The sequence below is a fragment of the Kineococcus haloalkalitolerans genome, from assembly GCF_050871905.1.
Lineage (GTDB): Bacteria > Actinomycetota > Actinomycetes > Actinomycetales > Kineococcaceae > Kineococcus.
In genome coordinates this window covers 1-16555 of record NZ_JBJLSH010000048.1, presented here as the reverse complement: position 1 = coordinate 16555, position 16555 = coordinate 1, and the positions used below count along the sequence as shown (strand labels likewise).

General features: G+C 76.7%; 14 protein-coding genes. 6 read left to right on the top strand and 8 right to left on the bottom strand.

All coding sequences use genetic code 11. From position 1 onward, the window contains the following. Positions 1–4: 4 nt before the first annotated feature. Complete coding sequence (locus ACRYMY_RS16545; protein WP_432548325.1) at positions 5–259, bottom strand: hypothetical protein; 255 nt, start codon at positions 257–259, stop codon at positions 5–7. A gap of 594 nt (positions 260–853) precedes the next feature. On the opposite strand from ACRYMY_RS16545, the gene ACRYMY_RS16540 reads away from it, so the two are divergent. Then, a complete protein-coding gene (locus ACRYMY_RS16540) occupies positions 854–2476 on the top strand; it encodes a GGDEF domain-containing protein (RefSeq protein WP_432548324.1) in 1623 nt (540 codons plus the stop codon). A gap of 4 nt (positions 2477–2480) precedes the next feature. Here the strand turns inward: ACRYMY_RS16540 and ACRYMY_RS16535 are convergent, their stop codons facing one another. After that, entirely contained in the window at positions 2481–3344 is an 864-nt protein-coding gene (locus tag ACRYMY_RS16535; protein WP_432548323.1) for a helix-turn-helix transcriptional regulator, read from the bottom strand. 132 nt (positions 3345–3476) lie between these two features. Between ACRYMY_RS16535 and ACRYMY_RS16530 the strand changes: the two genes are divergently transcribed. Then, entirely contained in the window at positions 3477–4253 is a 777-nt protein-coding gene (locus tag ACRYMY_RS16530; RefSeq protein ID WP_432548322.1) for an SDR family NAD(P)-dependent oxidoreductase, read from the top strand. Positions 4254–4286: 33 nt separating this feature from the next. Here ACRYMY_RS16530 and ACRYMY_RS16525 read toward each other — a convergent pair whose 3' ends face one another. The 3 genes from ACRYMY_RS16525 to ACRYMY_RS16515 form a co-directional block, all read right to left on the bottom strand. Then, complete coding sequence (locus tag ACRYMY_RS16525; protein ID WP_432548321.1) at positions 4287–5897, bottom strand: PhnE/PtxC family ABC transporter permease; 1611 nt, start codon at positions 5895–5897, stop codon at positions 4287–4289. Further along, the gene (locus tag ACRYMY_RS16520; protein WP_432548320.1) at positions 5894–6565 is read right to left on the bottom strand and encodes a phosphonate ABC transporter ATP-binding protein; all 672 of its coding nucleotides are present in this window, start codon (positions 6563–6565) and stop codon (positions 5894–5896) included. Before ACRYMY_RS16520 ends, ACRYMY_RS16525 begins: the two co-directional genes overlap by 4 nt. A 71-nt stretch (positions 6566–6636) precedes the next feature. Continuing rightward, positions 6637–7533, bottom strand: a complete 897-nt coding sequence (locus ACRYMY_RS16515; protein WP_432548341.1) for a putative selenate ABC transporter substrate-binding protein — start codon at positions 7531–7533, stop codon at positions 6637–6639. A gap of 218 nt (positions 7534–7751) precedes the next feature. Here ACRYMY_RS16515 and ACRYMY_RS16510 point away from each other — a divergent pair, with 218 nt between their 5' ends. From ACRYMY_RS16510 to ACRYMY_RS16500, 3 genes are read left to right on the top strand one after another with little or no spacing between them, the layout of a single operon-like run. After that, the gene (locus ACRYMY_RS16510) at positions 7752–8327 is read left to right on the top strand and encodes a DUF1360 domain-containing protein (RefSeq protein ID WP_432548319.1); all 576 of its coding nucleotides are present in this window, start codon (positions 7752–7754) and stop codon (positions 8325–8327) included. A 52-nt stretch (positions 8328–8379) separates the two neighbouring features. Further along, positions 8380–9393 (top strand): SDR family oxidoreductase, encoded by a 1014-nt coding sequence (locus ACRYMY_RS16505; RefSeq protein WP_432548318.1) that lies wholly within the window; start codon positions 8380–8382, stop codon positions 9391–9393. A 9-nt stretch (positions 9394–9402) separates the two neighbouring features. Beyond that, entirely contained in the window at positions 9403–10455 is a 1053-nt protein-coding gene (locus tag ACRYMY_RS16500) for a M42 family metallopeptidase (protein WP_432548317.1), read from the top strand. A gap of 54 nt (positions 10456–10509) precedes the next feature. Here the strand turns inward: ACRYMY_RS16500 and ACRYMY_RS16495 are convergent, their stop codons facing one another. From ACRYMY_RS16495 to ACRYMY_RS16485, 3 genes are all read right to left on the bottom strand, one after another. Further along, positions 10510–11820 (bottom strand): DUF3500 domain-containing protein, encoded by a 1311-nt coding sequence (locus ACRYMY_RS16495; RefSeq protein WP_432548316.1) that lies wholly within the window; start codon positions 11818–11820, stop codon positions 10510–10512. 131 nt (positions 11821–11951) lie between these two features. Next, positions 11952–14348: a right-handed parallel beta-helix repeat-containing protein gene (locus ACRYMY_RS16490; protein ID WP_432548315.1), complete on the bottom strand. Its 2397-nt coding sequence runs from the start codon at positions 14346–14348 to the stop codon at positions 11952–11954. A gap of 105 nt (positions 14349–14453) precedes the next feature. Then, on the bottom strand, positions 14454–15377 hold the full coding sequence (locus tag ACRYMY_RS16485; RefSeq protein ID WP_432548314.1) for a LysR family transcriptional regulator: 924 nt from the start codon (positions 15375–15377) through the stop codon (positions 14454–14456). 90 nt (positions 15378–15467) lie between these two features. Here ACRYMY_RS16485 and ACRYMY_RS16480 point away from each other — a divergent pair, with 90 nt between their 5' ends. Continuing rightward, complete coding sequence (locus tag ACRYMY_RS16480; protein WP_432548313.1) at positions 15468–16409, top strand: EamA family transporter; 942 nt, start codon at positions 15468–15470, stop codon at positions 16407–16409. Positions 16410–16555: the final 146 nt, after the last annotated feature.

The following is a 16555-nucleotide window of genomic DNA, read 5'->3' as shown; positions in this document are numbered from 1 at the left end:
GGGGTCAGCGCTGGCGCCGGAGGTTCCAACCCCGCACCACCAGAGCGGTACCGCCGACCACCGCCCCGTAGGCCGCCCAGCGCAACGCGGCGTGGTCCAGCAGGGCCGCCCACGTGGACGAACCACCCGGACCCGACGGGCGGTGGGCGGCGGCCACGCTGTGGAAGGCCACACCCGCGACGACCAGGACGACCCCCACCACCACCTGGGCGGCGACCCGTCCACCACGACGCTCCTGCCGGCTCTCCTCGGTGCTCACCGCTCGATCCTGGCGGGTGCCGGCGCGTGGTCCGTCCCCCGATCGTCGCCCCTCGACCGTCGGGCTGACAGCTGGCCTGCGGGCACGGCGGTCCGGGCGGCGTGTCGCGGTCGCTGCGACGGCGTGTCGCGCGGTCCGCGCAGGCCGGCTGTCAGCCCCCGTTCTCAGCGCGAGGGTTCCGGCGCGAGGCCGGTCGCGTGCTCGAACTCGAGCTGCTCGCGCCGGACACCGGCGGCGAGTGGACGCTCCACCTGGACCGCCGCCCGGATCGGGTCGTCGGCGGAGAACCCTCTGACCCCCTTCTGGGGGTCAGTGTGAGCGATCAAGAAATCTCCTCGTCGAGCCGATGCGACGATCGAGCACCGTGGTGGCGTCGCGGACGAACCGGCCGGAGCGGACCAGGTGCCGCCCGGTCACGAGAGACGACGGGGTGAGACAGGCATGCGGCCCGACCAGCCGTCCCGGCCACCTGGTCACGCGCGACCGGTGCCGCAGCACCACGTCGTGCCCGAGCGCGCGACACCGCCGACGGACCGGCGCGAGGATCGACTGCCCGGCGGTTCACGGGGAGCGCCCCCTCACCGGCTGCTCGCCGTGCTGGCGCCCGCTGCGCTGGTGGGGGCGTGCCTGTGGGCGCTGAGCGACTACACGGCCGTCGTCGACGCCCGGGTCGTCGCCCTGGAGGTCGTCGCCGGGGCGATCACCGTCGGGGCTGCCCTCTCGGCCCGTACCCGGCACGCCCGCCGGGCGCTGGCGCTGCTCGCCGCGTACGTCGTGCTGACGCTGGCCGGCGACGCCTACTGGCTGCTCCGGGTGAACCCCGACGGCTTGAGCTACCTGCGGGACGAGTTCGAGCCCGGCTTCACCATCACCGTCGAGATCGTGCGCTACCTGGCGCTGCTGGCCCTGCTGGCGCACGTCCAGCTGCGCCGCGACGGGGAGGCGGCAGGTCAGCCGGCGACGCGCACGGGACGGATCGGCGGTCAGCGACCGCTGACGCAGATGCAAGTGGTGGCGAGCACCGCGGCCCTGGTGCTGCTGTGCACACCGGCGGGACCTCTCGTCGACGACGGCATGGCCTACTCCCTCTTCTGGTCGTTCGACGTCCTCACCGCCGCCACGGCCGTCAGCGTGGTCGTCAGCACCGTCAGCCGTGTCCCGCGGCCGGCTCGACGGGACCTGCGACGGGTGACCGCCACGGCCGCGGGAGTGGCGGGCCTGGTGATCGGCGACGCCCTCATGGTCGTCAGTCAGACGCGCCCGTGGCTCCCCGGTGGCGCGCTGGGGATGTCCCTGGCCGTCGCCGGAGCCGCCCTGCTCCTCATCACCCACCTGCGTGCCGGGCCCGGGGGGAGGAGCACCACGGACGCCCTGCCACCAGCTCCCGCTCGTCGTCACTCCACATCGGTCGTCACGGTCGCCGTGCTGGTGCAGCACGTGCTGCCGCTGCTCGTCGCGGTCGCCGCCACCGCCCGGTTCGTGGCCGGTCTCCACACCGGGGACACCGGGGCCGACGCTTCGACGACAGACCGCTCCGTGGTCGCGGTCCTGACCGGCAGCGGCCTGGGACCCACCACCGCGGGCGCGGCCGCGGCGGCGCTGGTCCTGTCGCTGCTGCACGCCGTCGCCCGCGCACGACGGGCCCACCGCGACGAGGTCGACGCGGCCGCCGCCGAGCGCGACGAGCTGACCGGCGCCTACACCCGCCGCGGTTTCACCGCTCTCGCCCACCGGCACCTCGACGACGCGCCCGCCACGGACGTCCACCGCCAGGACGCTCCGCTGCCCGGACAGCGAGCGTCGGGAGAACCGTTGCCGGCGACCACGTGGTGCCTGGCCCTGCTCGACCTGGACGGCTTCAAGGCCGTCAACGACACCTTCGGCCACGACGTCGGCGACGAGGTGCTGCGCACCGTGACCCGGCGGGCCGCCACCGTCCTCGACGGCTGCGGCGTCCTGGCGCGCTTCGGCGGTGACGAGTTCGTCGTCCTGGCGCACACCGGGCCGCCGACGGCGGCAGCCACCCGGGAACTGGTGCAGCGGTTGCGCGAGGCGGTCACCGCGCCGATGGCCCTGAACGGCGGGCACGTCGTGAGCGTCGGCGTCTCGATCGGACTGGCCGCCGTCCTCTCCGGCGACCGGGACGGTGGGCTGAGCGCGGCGCTGACGATGGCCGACCAGCGCATGTACGGGCACAAGCGGCGGCGGCGCGGCTGACGCGTCAGCGCGACGGTTCCGGCGCGAGGTCCTGCGTGCCTACCACCCGCAGCAGTTCCAGCCGCTCGGCGGTGCCGGTCCCGGGCTGGGGGCGGAACAGCACGAGGCTCTGCCCGGACGGCGGGCTGACGACGAGGTCGCACTCCAGTTCCAGGCGGCCCACCTGCGGGTGGTGCAGGACCTTGCGGGTGGTGCGCCGCGCGGCCACCTCCTGCAGCGCCCAGACCTCGCGGAACTCCGCGCTCTCGGCGCTCAGGGCGTCCACGAGCTGACGCACGTCCGGGTCGCCGGCGCGGGCGCCGCTGGCCAGGCGCAGGTCCGCGACGTACTCGCGGCCGAGCTGCTCGTGCTGGTCGGCGGCGTAGCGCCCGCGCAGCTCGGGGTCGGTGAACCACCGGTACACGAACGCGCGGCGCAGCCCTGGTTCGGAGGCGATCGGGCCCAGCAGGGCGACGTTGAGGGGGTTCTGCGCGAGCACCGTGCTGAGGTCGTCGGTCACCAGCGCCGGGACCGCCGGGGCGAGGGCGTCCAGCACGCACATCAGGCCCGCGTCGACCCAGCCCTGCGAGCGGTGCCGCGGCGGCGGTGCCTGCCCGGCGAGGCGGTGGACGTGGTCGCGCTCGTCGAGGGTCAGGCGCAGCGCGCGGGCGATCGCGCCCAGCACCTCCGGCGAGGGGCGCGACCCGCGGGCCTGCTCGATGCGCTCGTAGTGGTCGGTGGAGATGGCGGCCAGCACCGCCACCTCGTCGCGGCGCAGGCCCGGCGCGCGCCGGCGCCCGCCGGCGACCAGGCCGACGTCGGACGGTTGCAGCTGCTCGCGGCGGTGGCGCAGGAAGTCGGCCAGCGCCTGCCGGTCCCCGGTGCTCACGGGACCAGTGTGGCCGTCCCGCGCCCGGTCAGACCCGGACTGCCGGTCCGGGGCACAGCCGTACGCCCGTGCCCGGCGGCCGGGCTCGCACGCTGGTCGCACCAGTCACCACCGACAGGGAGGACAACCCCCGTGAGCACCACCACCACCGAGAACACGAACCGCGTCGTCCTGGTCACCGGCGCCAGCCGCGGCCTGGGCCGCAGCGCCGCCCGGCACCTGGCTGCGGCCGGCACCGGCGTCATCGGCACCTACCAGTCCAACCGGGCCGAGGCCGACGCGATGGTCGAGGAGGTGCGCGCCGCCGGCGTGCCCGCCGCGGCCCTGCGCCTGGACGTCGAGGACGCCTCGACGTTCGAATCGTTCGCCGGCGAGGTCGCGGACGCGCTGCGCGCCGCGGGCGCCGAGCACCTGCACGCCGTCGTCCACTTCGCCGGGTTCGGCGCCTTCGCCCCGTACACCGAGACGACCGCGGAGCAGGTCGAGCAGATGCTGCGCGTGCACGTGAGCGCCCCGTTCCTGCTGACGCAGGCGCTGCTGCCGCTGATGACCGAGGGCGGGCGCGTCCTCAACGTCTCCTCCGGCCTGGCCCGCTTCACCAACCCCGGCTACGCCGCCTACGCCGCCGCCAAGGGCGCCGTGGAGGTCCTCACCCGCTACCAGGCCGCGGAGCTGGGCCCGCGCGGCATCCGCGTCAACGCGCTCGTGCCGGGCGCCATCGCCACCGACTTCGGCGGCGGCGTGGTGCGCGACGTCGAGGAGGTCAACCGGGCGGTCGCGGGCGCCATCGCGCTGGGCCGCGTCGGGGAGGCCGACGACATCGGCGCGGCCGTGCCGGCGCTGCTGGGCGACGGGATGCGCTGGGCCGACGGCACCCGGATCGAGCTGTCGGGCGGCCAGTCGCTCTGACGGCCCCGGGTGCGGGGACGGGCCGGGACCCCGTCAGCGCACCACCGCCCGCGCCCGGTCGCTGACGAGGTCCACGGCCAGGGTCAGCGCCACCAGCACCACGAGGGTCGTCGTCACCGCGGGCCAGTCGAACGTCTGCAGGCCGGTGGCGAGCACGGCGCCCAGCCCGCCGCCGGCGAGCAGCCCCACGAGCACCGTGTCGCGCACGGCGACCTCCCACCGGTACAGGGCGTGGGCGAGCACGGGCCCGGCCGCGCGCGGCGCGGTGCCGTACAGCCAGCCGCCGACCGGGCCCGCGCCCAGCGCCTCCAGGGCCCGCGCGGGCCGGCGGTCCAGCTCCTCGACGGCCTCGGCGGCCAGCCGGCCCAGGACGCCGAGGGTGTAGACGCCCAGCGCGAGCGCCCCCGGCAGGGGCCCGGGCCGCAGCACGAACAGCAGGACCAGCGCGTGCACCGGCGGTGGCACGGCCCGCAGCAGCAGCAGCGCGCCCCGCACCAGCGCGCCGGCGGCCCGGCGCAGCGGCCCGGGTCGGCGCGGCGGGCGGGCGGCCGCCCCGGACAGCAGCACGGCCCCGGCGGTGGCCAGCGCCACCGCGACCACGGACATCTGCACCGTGGCGACCGCCGCGACGGCCAGGGAGCCCAGCAGCGGGCCGGACACGTCCGGCGGCCAGGCCAGCGACAGCAGCAGCGCCACCTGCTCACCGGTCCGGTCCGAGACCAGCGCGGCCGGGCTCAGCGCCAGGTACCACCACGACCACGCCACGAGGACCGGCACCGCCAGCACCGCCGCGACCAGCCCGCGGTCGCGGCGCAGCCGGTCCCCGGCCAGCGGCGGCGGGTCGGCCAGGCGGCGGCGCACGGCCCGCCCGGCGACGACGGCGCCCACGCACAGGAGCGTCAGCGCGTACACGCAGCTCCACACCTGGTCCCAGCGCAGCGAGCTGAACGACAGCGAGAGCTGGTAGCCCAGGCCACCGGCGCCGACGAGGCCCAGGACGACCGCCGAGCGCACCGCGCACTCCAGCCGGTAGAACGCGTACGCCAGCAGGGCACCCGCGGCCGGCGGCAGCAGCCCGTACAGCGCAGCCGCCGTCCGCCCCGCCCCCGCGGCCAGCAGCGCGTCGTGGCCGCCGCGGGGCACCTCGTCGAGCAGGTCCGCGAACACCTTCGCGGTCACCGCGCCGTACGGGACCCCGATGGCCAGCACCCCCACCCACGGGTCCAGGCCGAGGACGTTGACCAGCAGCAGCCCCCACACCGCCTCGTGCAGGCCGCGGGGCACGGCCACGGCGGCGCGGGCCAGCGCCCAGCCCGCGCGCCGGCGCCCCCACGTCGTGCGGGCCAGGGCGATCGCGCCCACGGCGCCCAGCAGCACGGCCAGCGCGGCGCCCAGCGCCGCGTACGCGAGGGTGACGAGCGCGCTCGTCAGCAGCACGCGCGCGAACCCGGCCGACAGGTCCGGGGACAGCGCCCCGGCGGTGAAGCGCCCCGCCTGGCGCAGGCCGGCCGGGTTGAGGACGTCGCCGGAGAACACCCCCGTCCCGGCCAGCGACCACAGCACGAGCGCGGCGGCGCCCAGCCCCCACGCCCACCGCGCCCGCGACCGGCGCAGCCGCGGAACCGCGGGAGCGGTCGCGCTCACGCGCCGACCCCGTAGAAGTCCGCCAGGTCCGCGGCGGTCAGCGAGGCCGCGGGGGCGTCCAGGACGAGGTGCCCGTCGACGAGGCCGACGACCCGGTCGCAGTGCCGCAGCGCCAGCGCCGGGTCGTGCAGCGCGGCCACCAGGGCGCCGCCGCCCTCGGCGGCCAGCGCGCCCAGCAGCGCCAGCACCCGCTCGGCCAGGGCGGGGTCCAGCGCGGAGACCGGCTCGTCGGCCAGCACGAGGTCCGGGCGCTGCACGAGCACGCGGGCGACCGCGACCCGCTGCCGCTGCCCGCCGGACAGGCGCTCGGTGCGCTCGAACGTCCGGTCGGCCAGGCCGACGCGCTCCAGCGCGGCGAGGACCTCCGGCAGGCCCTGCGGGCGCAGCAGCGACCACGCCGCCCGCCACGCCGGCCAGTCCGCCAGCCGGCCGGCGTTGACGTTGTGGACCACGCGCAGCGGCCCCACCAGCTCCAGGTGCTGGTGGACGGTGCCCACCCGCGCGCGCAGCCGCCGCAGCGCGCGCCCGGACAGCGCGGCCGGGTCGGCGCCGAGGACCTCCACGGCACCGGCGGTGGGCGCCACCGACCCGTTGAGCACGCCGAGCAGCGTCGACTTCCCGGCACCCGAGGGCCCCACCACGGCGACCCGCTCACCGGCCCCGACCACGAGGTCGAGCCCGGCCAGGGCCGCGGTGCCGCCGTGGCGGACCTGGACACCGGACAGCCGCAGGGCGGCGCTCAGAGCAGCCCCAGCTGCTCGCCGATCTCCTCGATCTCGGCGTGGTCGGACGCCTGCGCCGGGACGAACGCGCCGGCGCCGAACAGGTCGAGCACCTGCGCGTCGGCGGGGTCGTCGGCCGACAGCCCGAGCAGGTACCCGGTGAGCCGGTCCGGCAGGTCCTCCCCCAGCCGCTCGACGGCCCGCGGGCCGAGCAGCCAGTGGTAGTCGTGGTACGGCGGGGTCCGCGCGTAGACCTCGACGGCCGGGTCCACGGCGCCCTCCTCGCTGCGGGCAGTCCACACCTGCTCGTTGAGCGCGCCGGCCTCGTAGCTGCCGGAGGCGACCAGCTGCAGCGTCGCGTCGTGCGAGCCGCTGAACCCCGGGCCGCCGGGGAAGCCGCGCGGGTCCACGCCCTGCTCGGTCAGGAAGTGCGCGGGCATGAGGAACCCGGACGTCGACGTCTGGCTGCCGTAGGTGAACCGCAGCCCCGCCAGCGCGGTCAGGTCCTCCGACGGCGCCAGGCCGGTGGCGGTGTTCACGACGAACACCGAGCGGAACGCGGTGTCGATGTCGCGCTGGGCCAGGACCACGGCGCCGGGGGTCTGCCGGCGCGCCTGCACCCCGGTCAGGCCGCCGAACCACACGAGGTCCAGGTCGCCGGTGCGGAACAGCGAGACCGCGGCGGCGTAGTCGGTGACGGGGCGGTAGGAGACGTCCAGGCCGGTGGCCTCGGCCATCGAGTCCGCGAGGGCGCCGTACAGGCGCTGCAGGACCTCGGGGTCCTGGTCGGGGATGGCGCCGACGGTGAGCTGCCCGCCGCCGGTCGCGTCGGGGGAGGCGGCGGAGACGGGCGAGGTGCGCTCGCCGCAGGCGGCGAGGCCCGCGAGGAGCGCGGAGGAACCGGCCGCGGCCAGCAGGCGGCGGCGCGGGGGGAGGAGCGGTGCTGCTGCGGGGCCACCCGACCGGACGGCGCGAGGGCCGGCGGTCACGTCGTCGTGGCGGGGACGGGAGCGGGCACGGGGGACCTCCTGGGGTCTCGGGGACGGACGCGGTCATCGTGGCGCACCCGCTCCGGGCGGGCCCGGCGGCGGTCCGGGTGGTGGGACCGGCCCGGCCGGGTGATGGTCGGGGCATGGCCACCGACACCCCCGACGTCCCGCTGCGGGCGCGCGAGCACCTGCACGCCCTGCACACCCGCCTGAACGACGTCCAGAGCGCCTACGAGGGCGACGAGGAGCGCCCGCTGGGGGGGTTCCTCACCCTCATGGGCGTCTTCGCCGGCGGGGTGGGCGGCGCGGCGCTGCTGGCCCGCGGCCTCGGCCGCGAGATGCCCGACCGCTTCAGCGCGCAGGACCTGTTTCTGCTCACCGTGGCCACCCACAAGGCCAGCCGGCTCATCTCCAAGGACGCCGTCACCGCGCCGTTCCGCGCCCCGTTCACCCGCTTCGTCGGTCCCGCCGGCGACGGGGAGAACATGGAGGAGGTCCGCGGCAGCGGCCTGCGCCACTCCGTCGGCGAGCTGCTGACCTGCCCGTTCTGCACGTCGGTGTGGGTGGCGACCGGCCTGGTCGCCGGCGGGGTCCTCGCCCCGCGGCTGACCCGCAGCGTCGCCGCGATGCTCACGGCCGTCTTCGGCTCCGACCTGCTGCACCTGGCCTACGACGCCGCCAAGCACCTGCCCGAGCGCGCCCAGCCCGACGAGGGCTGAGCGCGCCCCGGCTCGGCGTGCCGGGTCGCGCACCGGCTGCGAGGGTCAGCGGGTGAGCGCAGCGGGGAACGGGAACGGGCGGCGGGTCGCCGTCGTGACGGGCGGGTCGGCGGGGCTGGGCCGCGCCGTCGTGCGGGAGTTCGCCGCCCGCGGCTACGACGTGGCCGTCCTGGCCCGCGGCGCCGAGGGGCTGGCCGGGGCGGTCGCCGACGTCGAGGCCGCCGGCGGCCGGGGCCTGGCGGTGCCGTGCGACGTGGGCGACGCCGACGCCGTCGAGTCCGCCGCCGCCCGCGTCGAGGCGGGCCTGGGGCCCATCGACGTGTGGGTGAACAACGCGATGGCCAGCGTCTTCGCGAAGTTCTGGGAGGTCGACCCCGCCGACTTCGACCGCGCCACCCGCACCACCTACTACGGCTACGTCAACGGCACCCGCGCCGCCCTCAAGCGCATGGTGCCCCGCGACCGCGGGACGGTCGTGCAGGTCGGCTCGGCGCTCGCCCACCGCGGCATCCCGCTGCAGTCGGCGTACTGCGGCGCCAAGCACGCCATCCAGGGGTTCACCGAGAGCGTCATCACCGACCTGCTGTCCGAGGGCAGCTCCGTGACCGTGTCGCTGGTCCACATGCCGGGGATGAACACCACCCAGTTCGGGTGGGTGCGCTCGAAGCTGCCGAAGCACCCGCAGCCCGTCGCGCCGATCTACCAGCCGGAGGTGTGCGCGCCCGTCGTGGTGGACGTGGCCGAGCGCCCGCGCCGCGAGACGTGGGTCGGCGAGGCCACCGTCGGCACCATCCTCGGCAACTACCTGGCCCCCGCGCTGCTGGACCGCTACCTGGCCCGCACGGGTGTGGACGGGCAGCAGACCGACCTGCCCGCCAGCGCGATGGTCGGCGACTGCCTGGACGAGCCGGTGCCCGGCGACCACGGCGCGCACGGGATCTTCGACGAGCAGTCGTGGTCGCGCAGCCCGCAGGTGTGGGCGCAGCGGCACCGGCGCCCCCTGGGCGCCGCCGCGGGCCTGGCCGCCGCGGTGCTGCTGGCGCGCGGCCTGGTCCGCCGGGGCTGAGGGGACGGCGTGGACGCGGCGACGCGGGACCTGCTGCAGGAGCTGCTGCGCGCGTACGGTCCCGGCGGTGACGAGGACGCGGTCCGCGACGTGTGCGCGCGGGAGCTGGCGCCGCTGGTGGACCGCTCCTGGGTGGACGCCGCGGGCAACCTCGTGGGCCTGCTGAGCGGGCCGGCGGGGAGCGGTCGGGGCGCGGTGCGCGTGACCGCGCACCTGGACGAGCTGGCGATGGTCGTCAAGCGCGTCGCCGCCGACGGCGACCTGCACGTGCAGCCGCTGGGGACGATGTACCCCGCGAACTTCGGGCTGGGGCCGGTCGACGTGCTGGGCGACGCCGCCGTGGTGACGGGCGTGCTCACGCTCGGGTCGGAGCACACCACGCAGGAGACCCCGCAGGTGTGGGCGACCAAGCCCGACGGCGGTGACCGGGCGATGACCTGGACCGACGTGCGGGTGTTCACCGGCCGCTCCCCCCAGGAGCTGGCCGACGCGGGCGTCCACGTCGGCAGCCGCGTCTGCGTGCACCGCAGCCGGCGCGAGCTCGTCGACCTCGGCGCGTTCGTCGGGTGCTTCTTCCTCGACGACCGCCTCGCGCTGGTCGTCCTCCTGCGGGCTCTGCGCCTGCTGCGGCGGGGCGGCGGGCCCGCGGGCGACGTGTACGCCGTCTTCAGCACGCGCGAGGAGGTCGGCGGTGTGGGCGCGGCCTACGCGGACCGGACCCTGCCCGGCGAGGAGGTGCTCGCCCTGGACGTCGCCCCCGCCGAGGACGAGTACGGGACATCGCTGCACCCCGGGGTCGTCGTCCCGTACGCCGACGGCACGGCCGTCTACGACCGGCGCTGCGCCGACCGGCTCGTCGAACTGGCGGAGCGGGAGGGCGTGCCGGCGCAGCGCGCGGTGCTCGGCTCCTACGGCAGCGACGCCTCGGACTCCTCCACCGTCGGCCAGGTGGCGCGGGCCGTCGCGCTCGGGCTGCCGACGCTGTCGACGCACGGGTTCGAGGTCGTGCACCGCGACGTCGTGGACGGGGCCGCACGGGTGCTGGCGGCCTACCTGCGCTGAGGTCCCCGCGGGGCCCCGCGGGGCCTCACGGGGCCTCGCGGGGCGGACCGGTGGTCAGCTGGAAGCGGGAGCACCGGACGGCGGCTGCCCCCCGCCGGCGGGGCCACCGCCCGCACCCGGACCACCGCCCGCGCGCGGACCACCGGCTCCAGGATCACCGGTCGCCTCCTGCTGGACAGCGCTACTGGCGTAGTCGCCCTCCGGGTCGCGGTACATGGTGTGGACGTGGCCCCACCCGGAGGTGGTGACGCCGTCGACGTCGGCGTCGGCGGACCCCTGTTGGGCGGCGAACTCGATGTAGACGTCGGGACCGGAGATCTGGAAGTAGATCCCCTCGCCCTGGGTCATGTCGTAGGTGGTCGCGCCCGACCAGGCGACGTACGTCTCGTCGAGGGTGGCACCGATCTCGGTGAGGGCGTCGGCCGTGGTCTCCGCGTCAGCCAGGCCCACCCAGCCGGCGATGACGTCGAGCAGCAACTGCTGCTGCTCATCGGTCAGGTCGGCGCCGGACAGGCCGGTGCCGGTGGGGTAGTCGCACGTGCTGCCCGGCGCGCAGACCATGGCCGAGACCCGCTCGCCCTGGTAGAGCGCGGCGAGCTGCTCCTCGGCGAGGCTGTCGTAGAACGCGAAGGCGGCCTCGTAGATGCCGGCCAGGGGCTGCACCTCCTCGCCGTCGGCGCCCGTGTAGACGGCGGGTTGGGTGCCCAGGTGGGTGGGGGCGAAGGTGATGGCGTCGGCGGACCCGTCGAGGGTGGCGTTGAGACCGAGGTGGTGGCCGCCGAACTGGACCTCCCAGGCGCTGGTGTCCGAGGGATCGCCGAAGAAGGCGATGTAGTACTGGCCCAGGGACTCCTCGGACGAGCTGCTGTAGTCGGCGAGGTACTGGTCGCCGCCCATGATCCCCGTCACGGTGGCGTAGCCCTCCTCGCTCAGCAGCGCCTCGAGGACCGCCATCGCGGCCGCCTGCTGCTCCTCGGTGAGGTCGGCGAGGTTCAGCCCGGCGCGCTCGACGAAGGTCACCGGAAAGTTCGACCACGAGGTGGTCTTGGTCTCGTCGTCGTAGGCGTGCAGCACCTGCTCGCGTTGCTCGTCGGTCAGAGTCGCGAGGAAGGCATCAGACGCGGCGGCGGTGCCGGTGATCGTCTGGCTGGTGGTGATCGCGTCGGCGCTGCCGGTGGAGGCCGTGGTGATCGCCGCGGCCGACGTGCTGCTCGCGCTCGCGGTGGTCTGCGTGGCGGTGGCGGTCGTGCCGGTGGCGGAGCACCCGGCGAGCGCCAGGCTGCCGGCGAGCGCCAGCGCGGCTCCGGCGGCGAGGGTGCGGCGGCGGGCGGTGCAGGCCATCCGGCCCAGGAGGGTCGTGGTCATGGGGAGAGCGTCGGGCGCGTGGTTGTGGGCTCCCTGTGAGCCGGGTGTGTCACGGACAGGAACCGGACCAGCGGGACAGCCGCGGGCCCCGGCAGCGCAGCGCTGCCGGGGCCCGCGTCGTGCGGTGCGCCTCAGGGACGCTTGCCGGGACCGTCGCCGGGGCGCCCCGGCTGCGGGCCGAGGACGCCGACGTGGCCGCGGTCGGTGCCCGCCCTCGTCAGCTTCGAGCGCTGCAGCAGGCGCGTGTAGTCGCCCCACACGATCGAGCCGTCGCGCGCGCGCTCGTACCGGGCGGGGGGCGTCAGCGAGGAGAAGTCCCAGGCGGTCGGCGACAGCCCGCCCCCGCCGACGGTGCGGCCGTCGACGACGAGGAAGTTCGTGCCGTCCACGTCCCCGGCGATCGAGTCGTCGCGGCCGCCGGCACGGGTGCGCAGCGACAGGTTGTCGCGGTACGTGCCCTGGTCCGCCTCGGCGACGTACGGGTTGGTGCGCACGAGGTAGTTGAACCGCTTGTTGTCGGCGGAGGTGTTGCCGCGGACCTCCAGCCGGCCGGGGTTGAAGTTGTCGGTGAACCCGTCCATGTTGTTGCCGAACGCCAGGTTGCCGACGACGACGTGCGCCACGGGCAGGCCCTCGCCGCCGAGCTTGAACCCGTTGCCGGTGTTGGAGTCCGCGCCGTACCCGTCGGACAGCCTGCCGTTGGAGTGGGCGATGTTGCCCTCCAGCCGGATCGGCGCGTTGGCGCCCTCGTTGGTGCGGTTGTACAGGTCCCACCCGTCGTCGATGTTGTGGTGGGCGACGTTGCCGCGGAACACGTTGCCCTCCCCGACACCGAGCTTCGCGGCGAACCCGTCGGCGTTGATGTCGCCGGCGTCGCGGTTGTCGTGCGACTCGGAGTCCAGGACCAGGTTGTGCGAGGGCCAGCGGGCCGGGTCGCTGCCCGAGCCGCTCATCTGGAACCCGGTGTCGCGGTTGAAGTTGAACACCATGCGCTCGACGACGTTGTGCGACCCGGACACGCGCATGCCGTTGCTGCCGCCGCGCGTGACGCGGAAGTCCTGCACCTGCCAGTGGTCGGCGTCGAGGCGGAACGCCGGGCCGGAGGCGCGCTCGCCGTCCCAGACGACCTCCTCGCCCTCGGCCGGGCGCAGCGTCTTGGGCGCCTCCTCGGTGCCGGAGTACGGCGCGGCCACGGTCACGGTCCGCTCCAGCGGGTAGGTGCCGCCGCGCATGACGACGGCCTGCCCGGGCAGCGCGAACTGCAGCGCGGTGGTCAGGTCCAGCGGCGCCCCGCGGGTGCCGTCGCCGGCGGGGGTGCCGTCGGCGGCCACGACCAGCTCGGCACCGGCGCGGGTGAACTCGCGCAGCCGCACGGACTGCGTGGCGGTCACCGGTGCGCCGCCGTCGGGCACGAGGGTCGCGACGACTTCGGTGGTCGCGGCCCCCAGCCGCACGGGCACCTCGACGGGCTCGCCCGCGCGCACGGCGGCGCCGTCCAGGACGGTGCGGCCGGCGGCGGTGACGCTCAGGCGCCCGTCGCGCGTGGCGCGGGCGCGCACGACGTGCTCGGCGCTGCCCGCGTGCGGCGCCGACACCAGCTCGACGGCGGGCGCGGGGGCCGGCGCGGGCGGCTCGACGTGCGGCTGCGTGTCGGCCGGGGACAGCGTCAGCGAGACGTCGCTGACGCGCACGGTGGCGTTGCGGGCGGCGAAGAACCCGACGGTCATCGACCCCTCGTCGAGGACCTGCACGCGGTCGGCGCCGGGCAGCACCCGCTCGACGGAGCCGCCGGGCAGCAGCGGGGAGCTGGCGGAGACGACGAACGCGTCGTCGGTGCGCTCCAGCCGCATCCGCACCGGCTGGCCCACCAGGGGCTCCCAGCCGGCGTCCTTCACCAGAGGGGTCGCCTCCCACCGGCTGCCCGGGTTGCCCCACGGCTGGGTGACGCCCGTGCGGCTCAGCGAGGTGACCCCGCCGCGCATCACGGCGATCCCCGCGGTGTTCGAGGCCGCGGGCACCTCCTCGAAGCCCTCCTGCTGCGGGTCCTGGCGGGGGGCGCCGTCCACGTCGCGGACCATGAGCCCCGCGGCCTCCTGCCCCGCGGGAGCGGCGCCGGTCTCCGGACCGAACTGCTCGACGGTGACGTCGGCCTCGAGGACGAAGTTGTGCTCGCGCGGGTCGAGCTCGACCCGGTACGAGGTGAGCCCGTCGTGGCCGGGCGCGATCTTGCCGCCGCGGCTCTCCAGGACGACGTCGCCCTCGACGGTGCCCGGCACCTCGGGCTCGGCGCGGTTCACGCCGACCTTCTCCGGCAGCACGTTGGAGGCGAAGTCCAGGTCGGTGGACTGGCCGAAGGTGACCGCCGACCAGGTCGGCGCCCCGGCCGCCGGGGCGGCGACGGCGGGGGCCGCCCCGGCGGAGGCCGCGGCGAGCGCGACGGCCAGGGCCGGGGCGGCGGTGAGGGGCATCCGGCGGCGCAGGCCCCCGGGAGTGCGGGCGTGCGGGGTCCTGCTGGTCGCGTGACGCATCGACACCTCGTCGTGTGGTGGTCCGAAGCGGCGGAAACCGCTTTCCAGTGACGACACGCTAAGCACCGCTCACTCTCCGGGTCAACCGGCGAGAGCATGTCCTGGTCAGCGGACAGGTGCCAGCCCCGTGGACCGGGTGTGACCCAGCGCCCCGCGCAGGGCGCCTCGCAACGCGCGGACGGCCGGGTGCCCGGCCGTGCCGCGGCGCGCGCCGGTGTAGAGACGGCGCACCGGGTCCCCCGGCAGGGCGGCCAGGCGCAGGTCCGGGTGCAGCTGCGTCCACAGCAGGTCCGGCAGCAGCGCGACGGCGTGCCCGGTCTCGACCAGGTGCGACTGCAGCAGCGGGTCGGGCGTCTCGATCCGCACGTCCGGCTCGAACCCGGCCGCGCGGCAGCGGGCCACCGCCCAGCGCGCCGGCAGCGAGGCCGGCGGGTCCATCACCCACGGCGCCCCCGCCAGGGCGGCCAGGTCCTCGGGCAGCCGGGCCAGCGGGCCGTGCCGCGGTAGCGCCAGCCGCAGGCCGTCGTGGGCCAGGTCCTCCTCGTCGACGCCGTCCTCCAGCACGCGCGGCAGCCCCGGGTACTCCTCGCCGAGGACGAGGTCGACGTCGTGGGCGAGCAGCGCGGCGAAGGCCTCCTCGGGTTCCAGCTGGGTGATCTCCACGCGCAGGGCGGGGTGCTCGGCGGCCAGGCGGGTCAGCGCGGCGGGCACGAGCGCCAGCAGCACCGTCTGGAAGCTGGCCACCCGCACCGTGCCGGTGACCTCGCTCAGCGAGGCCGCCAGGTCGGCCTCGGCGCGCTCCAGGCGCTCGATGACGGCGTCGGCGTGCTCGACCAGGACGCGCGCGGGCGCGGTCAGCCGCACCCCGCGCCCGACCCGCTCCAGGAGCTGCACGCCCGTCTCGTGCTCCAGCAGCGACAGCTGCTGCGAGACGGCCGACGGGCTGTAGCTGAGCGCGCGGGCGACGGCGGCCAGCGTGCCGCGGCGGTGCAGCTCCCGCAGCAGGCGCAGGCGGTGGACGTCGAGCACGGCGACCTCCCGATCGTTCAGCTCAGCTGACGGTTCTCCTCCAGAACAGTTCGCTGGACGCCACGGTAGCCGCCCCTCGACAGTGGAGCCGTGACCACCGCCGTCGCCCGCCCGGGCCCCGCCGTCCTGCTCGTGCTCGGCTCCTGCCTGTCCCTGCAGGTGGGCGCCGCGGCCGCCAGCCACCTGTTCCCCACCGCGGGCAGCACGGGCGCGACGGCGCTGCGCCTGGGCGTGGCCGCCCTCGTGCTGCTGGCCCTGGCCCGGCCGCGGCTGCGCACCTGGACGCGGGCGCAGTGGCGGGCCGTCGCCGCCCTCGGCGCGTGCCTGGCCGCGATGAACGGCACCTTCTACGCCGCGATCGACCGCATCCCCCTCGGCACGGCCGTCACCGTGGAGTTCCTCGGGCCGCTGACCCTGGCCGCCGTGCTGTCCCGGCGAGGACGGGACCTCGTGTGGGTGGGCACCGCCCTGGCCGGCGTCGTCCTGCTCGGTACCGCCGGGCACCCCGCCGACGTCGTCCTCGACCCGGCGGGGGTGGCGCTGGCCGCCGTCGCGGGCGTCTTCTGGGCCGGGTACGTGCTCACCGCCGGCCGGGTCGGGCGGGCCGTGCCGGGGCTGGGCGGGCTCGCGGTCGCCACGGCCGTCGCGGCGCTGCTCGTCCTGCCGCTGGGCGCGCCGGGCGCCGCGCGGGCGCTGGGCGAGCCGGGGCTGCTGCCGCTCGTCGTCGCGACCGCGCTGCTGGCCTCCGTCGTGCCCTACGCCTTCGAGCTGGCCGCGCTGCGACGCCTGCCCGCCGCCGTCTTCGGCGTCCTGCTCAGCCTGGAGCCGGCGCTGGCGGCGGCCGCCGGGTTCGCGCTGCTCGGCGAGCGGCTCAGCGCCGCCGGGGTCCTGGCCATCGGTCTGGTCGTCGCCGCGAGCGCCGGCTCGACCCTGTCGGCGCGCCGGCGGTCGGAGGGGATGCCGCCGCGCCCCCTGCTGCCCCGCCCGCGCCGGTCGGCCCGCTCCCTGCGGTCGCCCGCTCCCCCGCGCTGACCCCCCTGACCGCTCCCACCCACCCCCCCCCGGGGGGGGGGGGGGGGGGGGGGGGGGGGGGGGGGGGGGGGGGGGGGGGGGGGGGGGGGGGGGGGGGGGGGGGGGGGGGGGGGGGGGGGGGGGGGGGGGGGGGGGGGGGGGGGGGG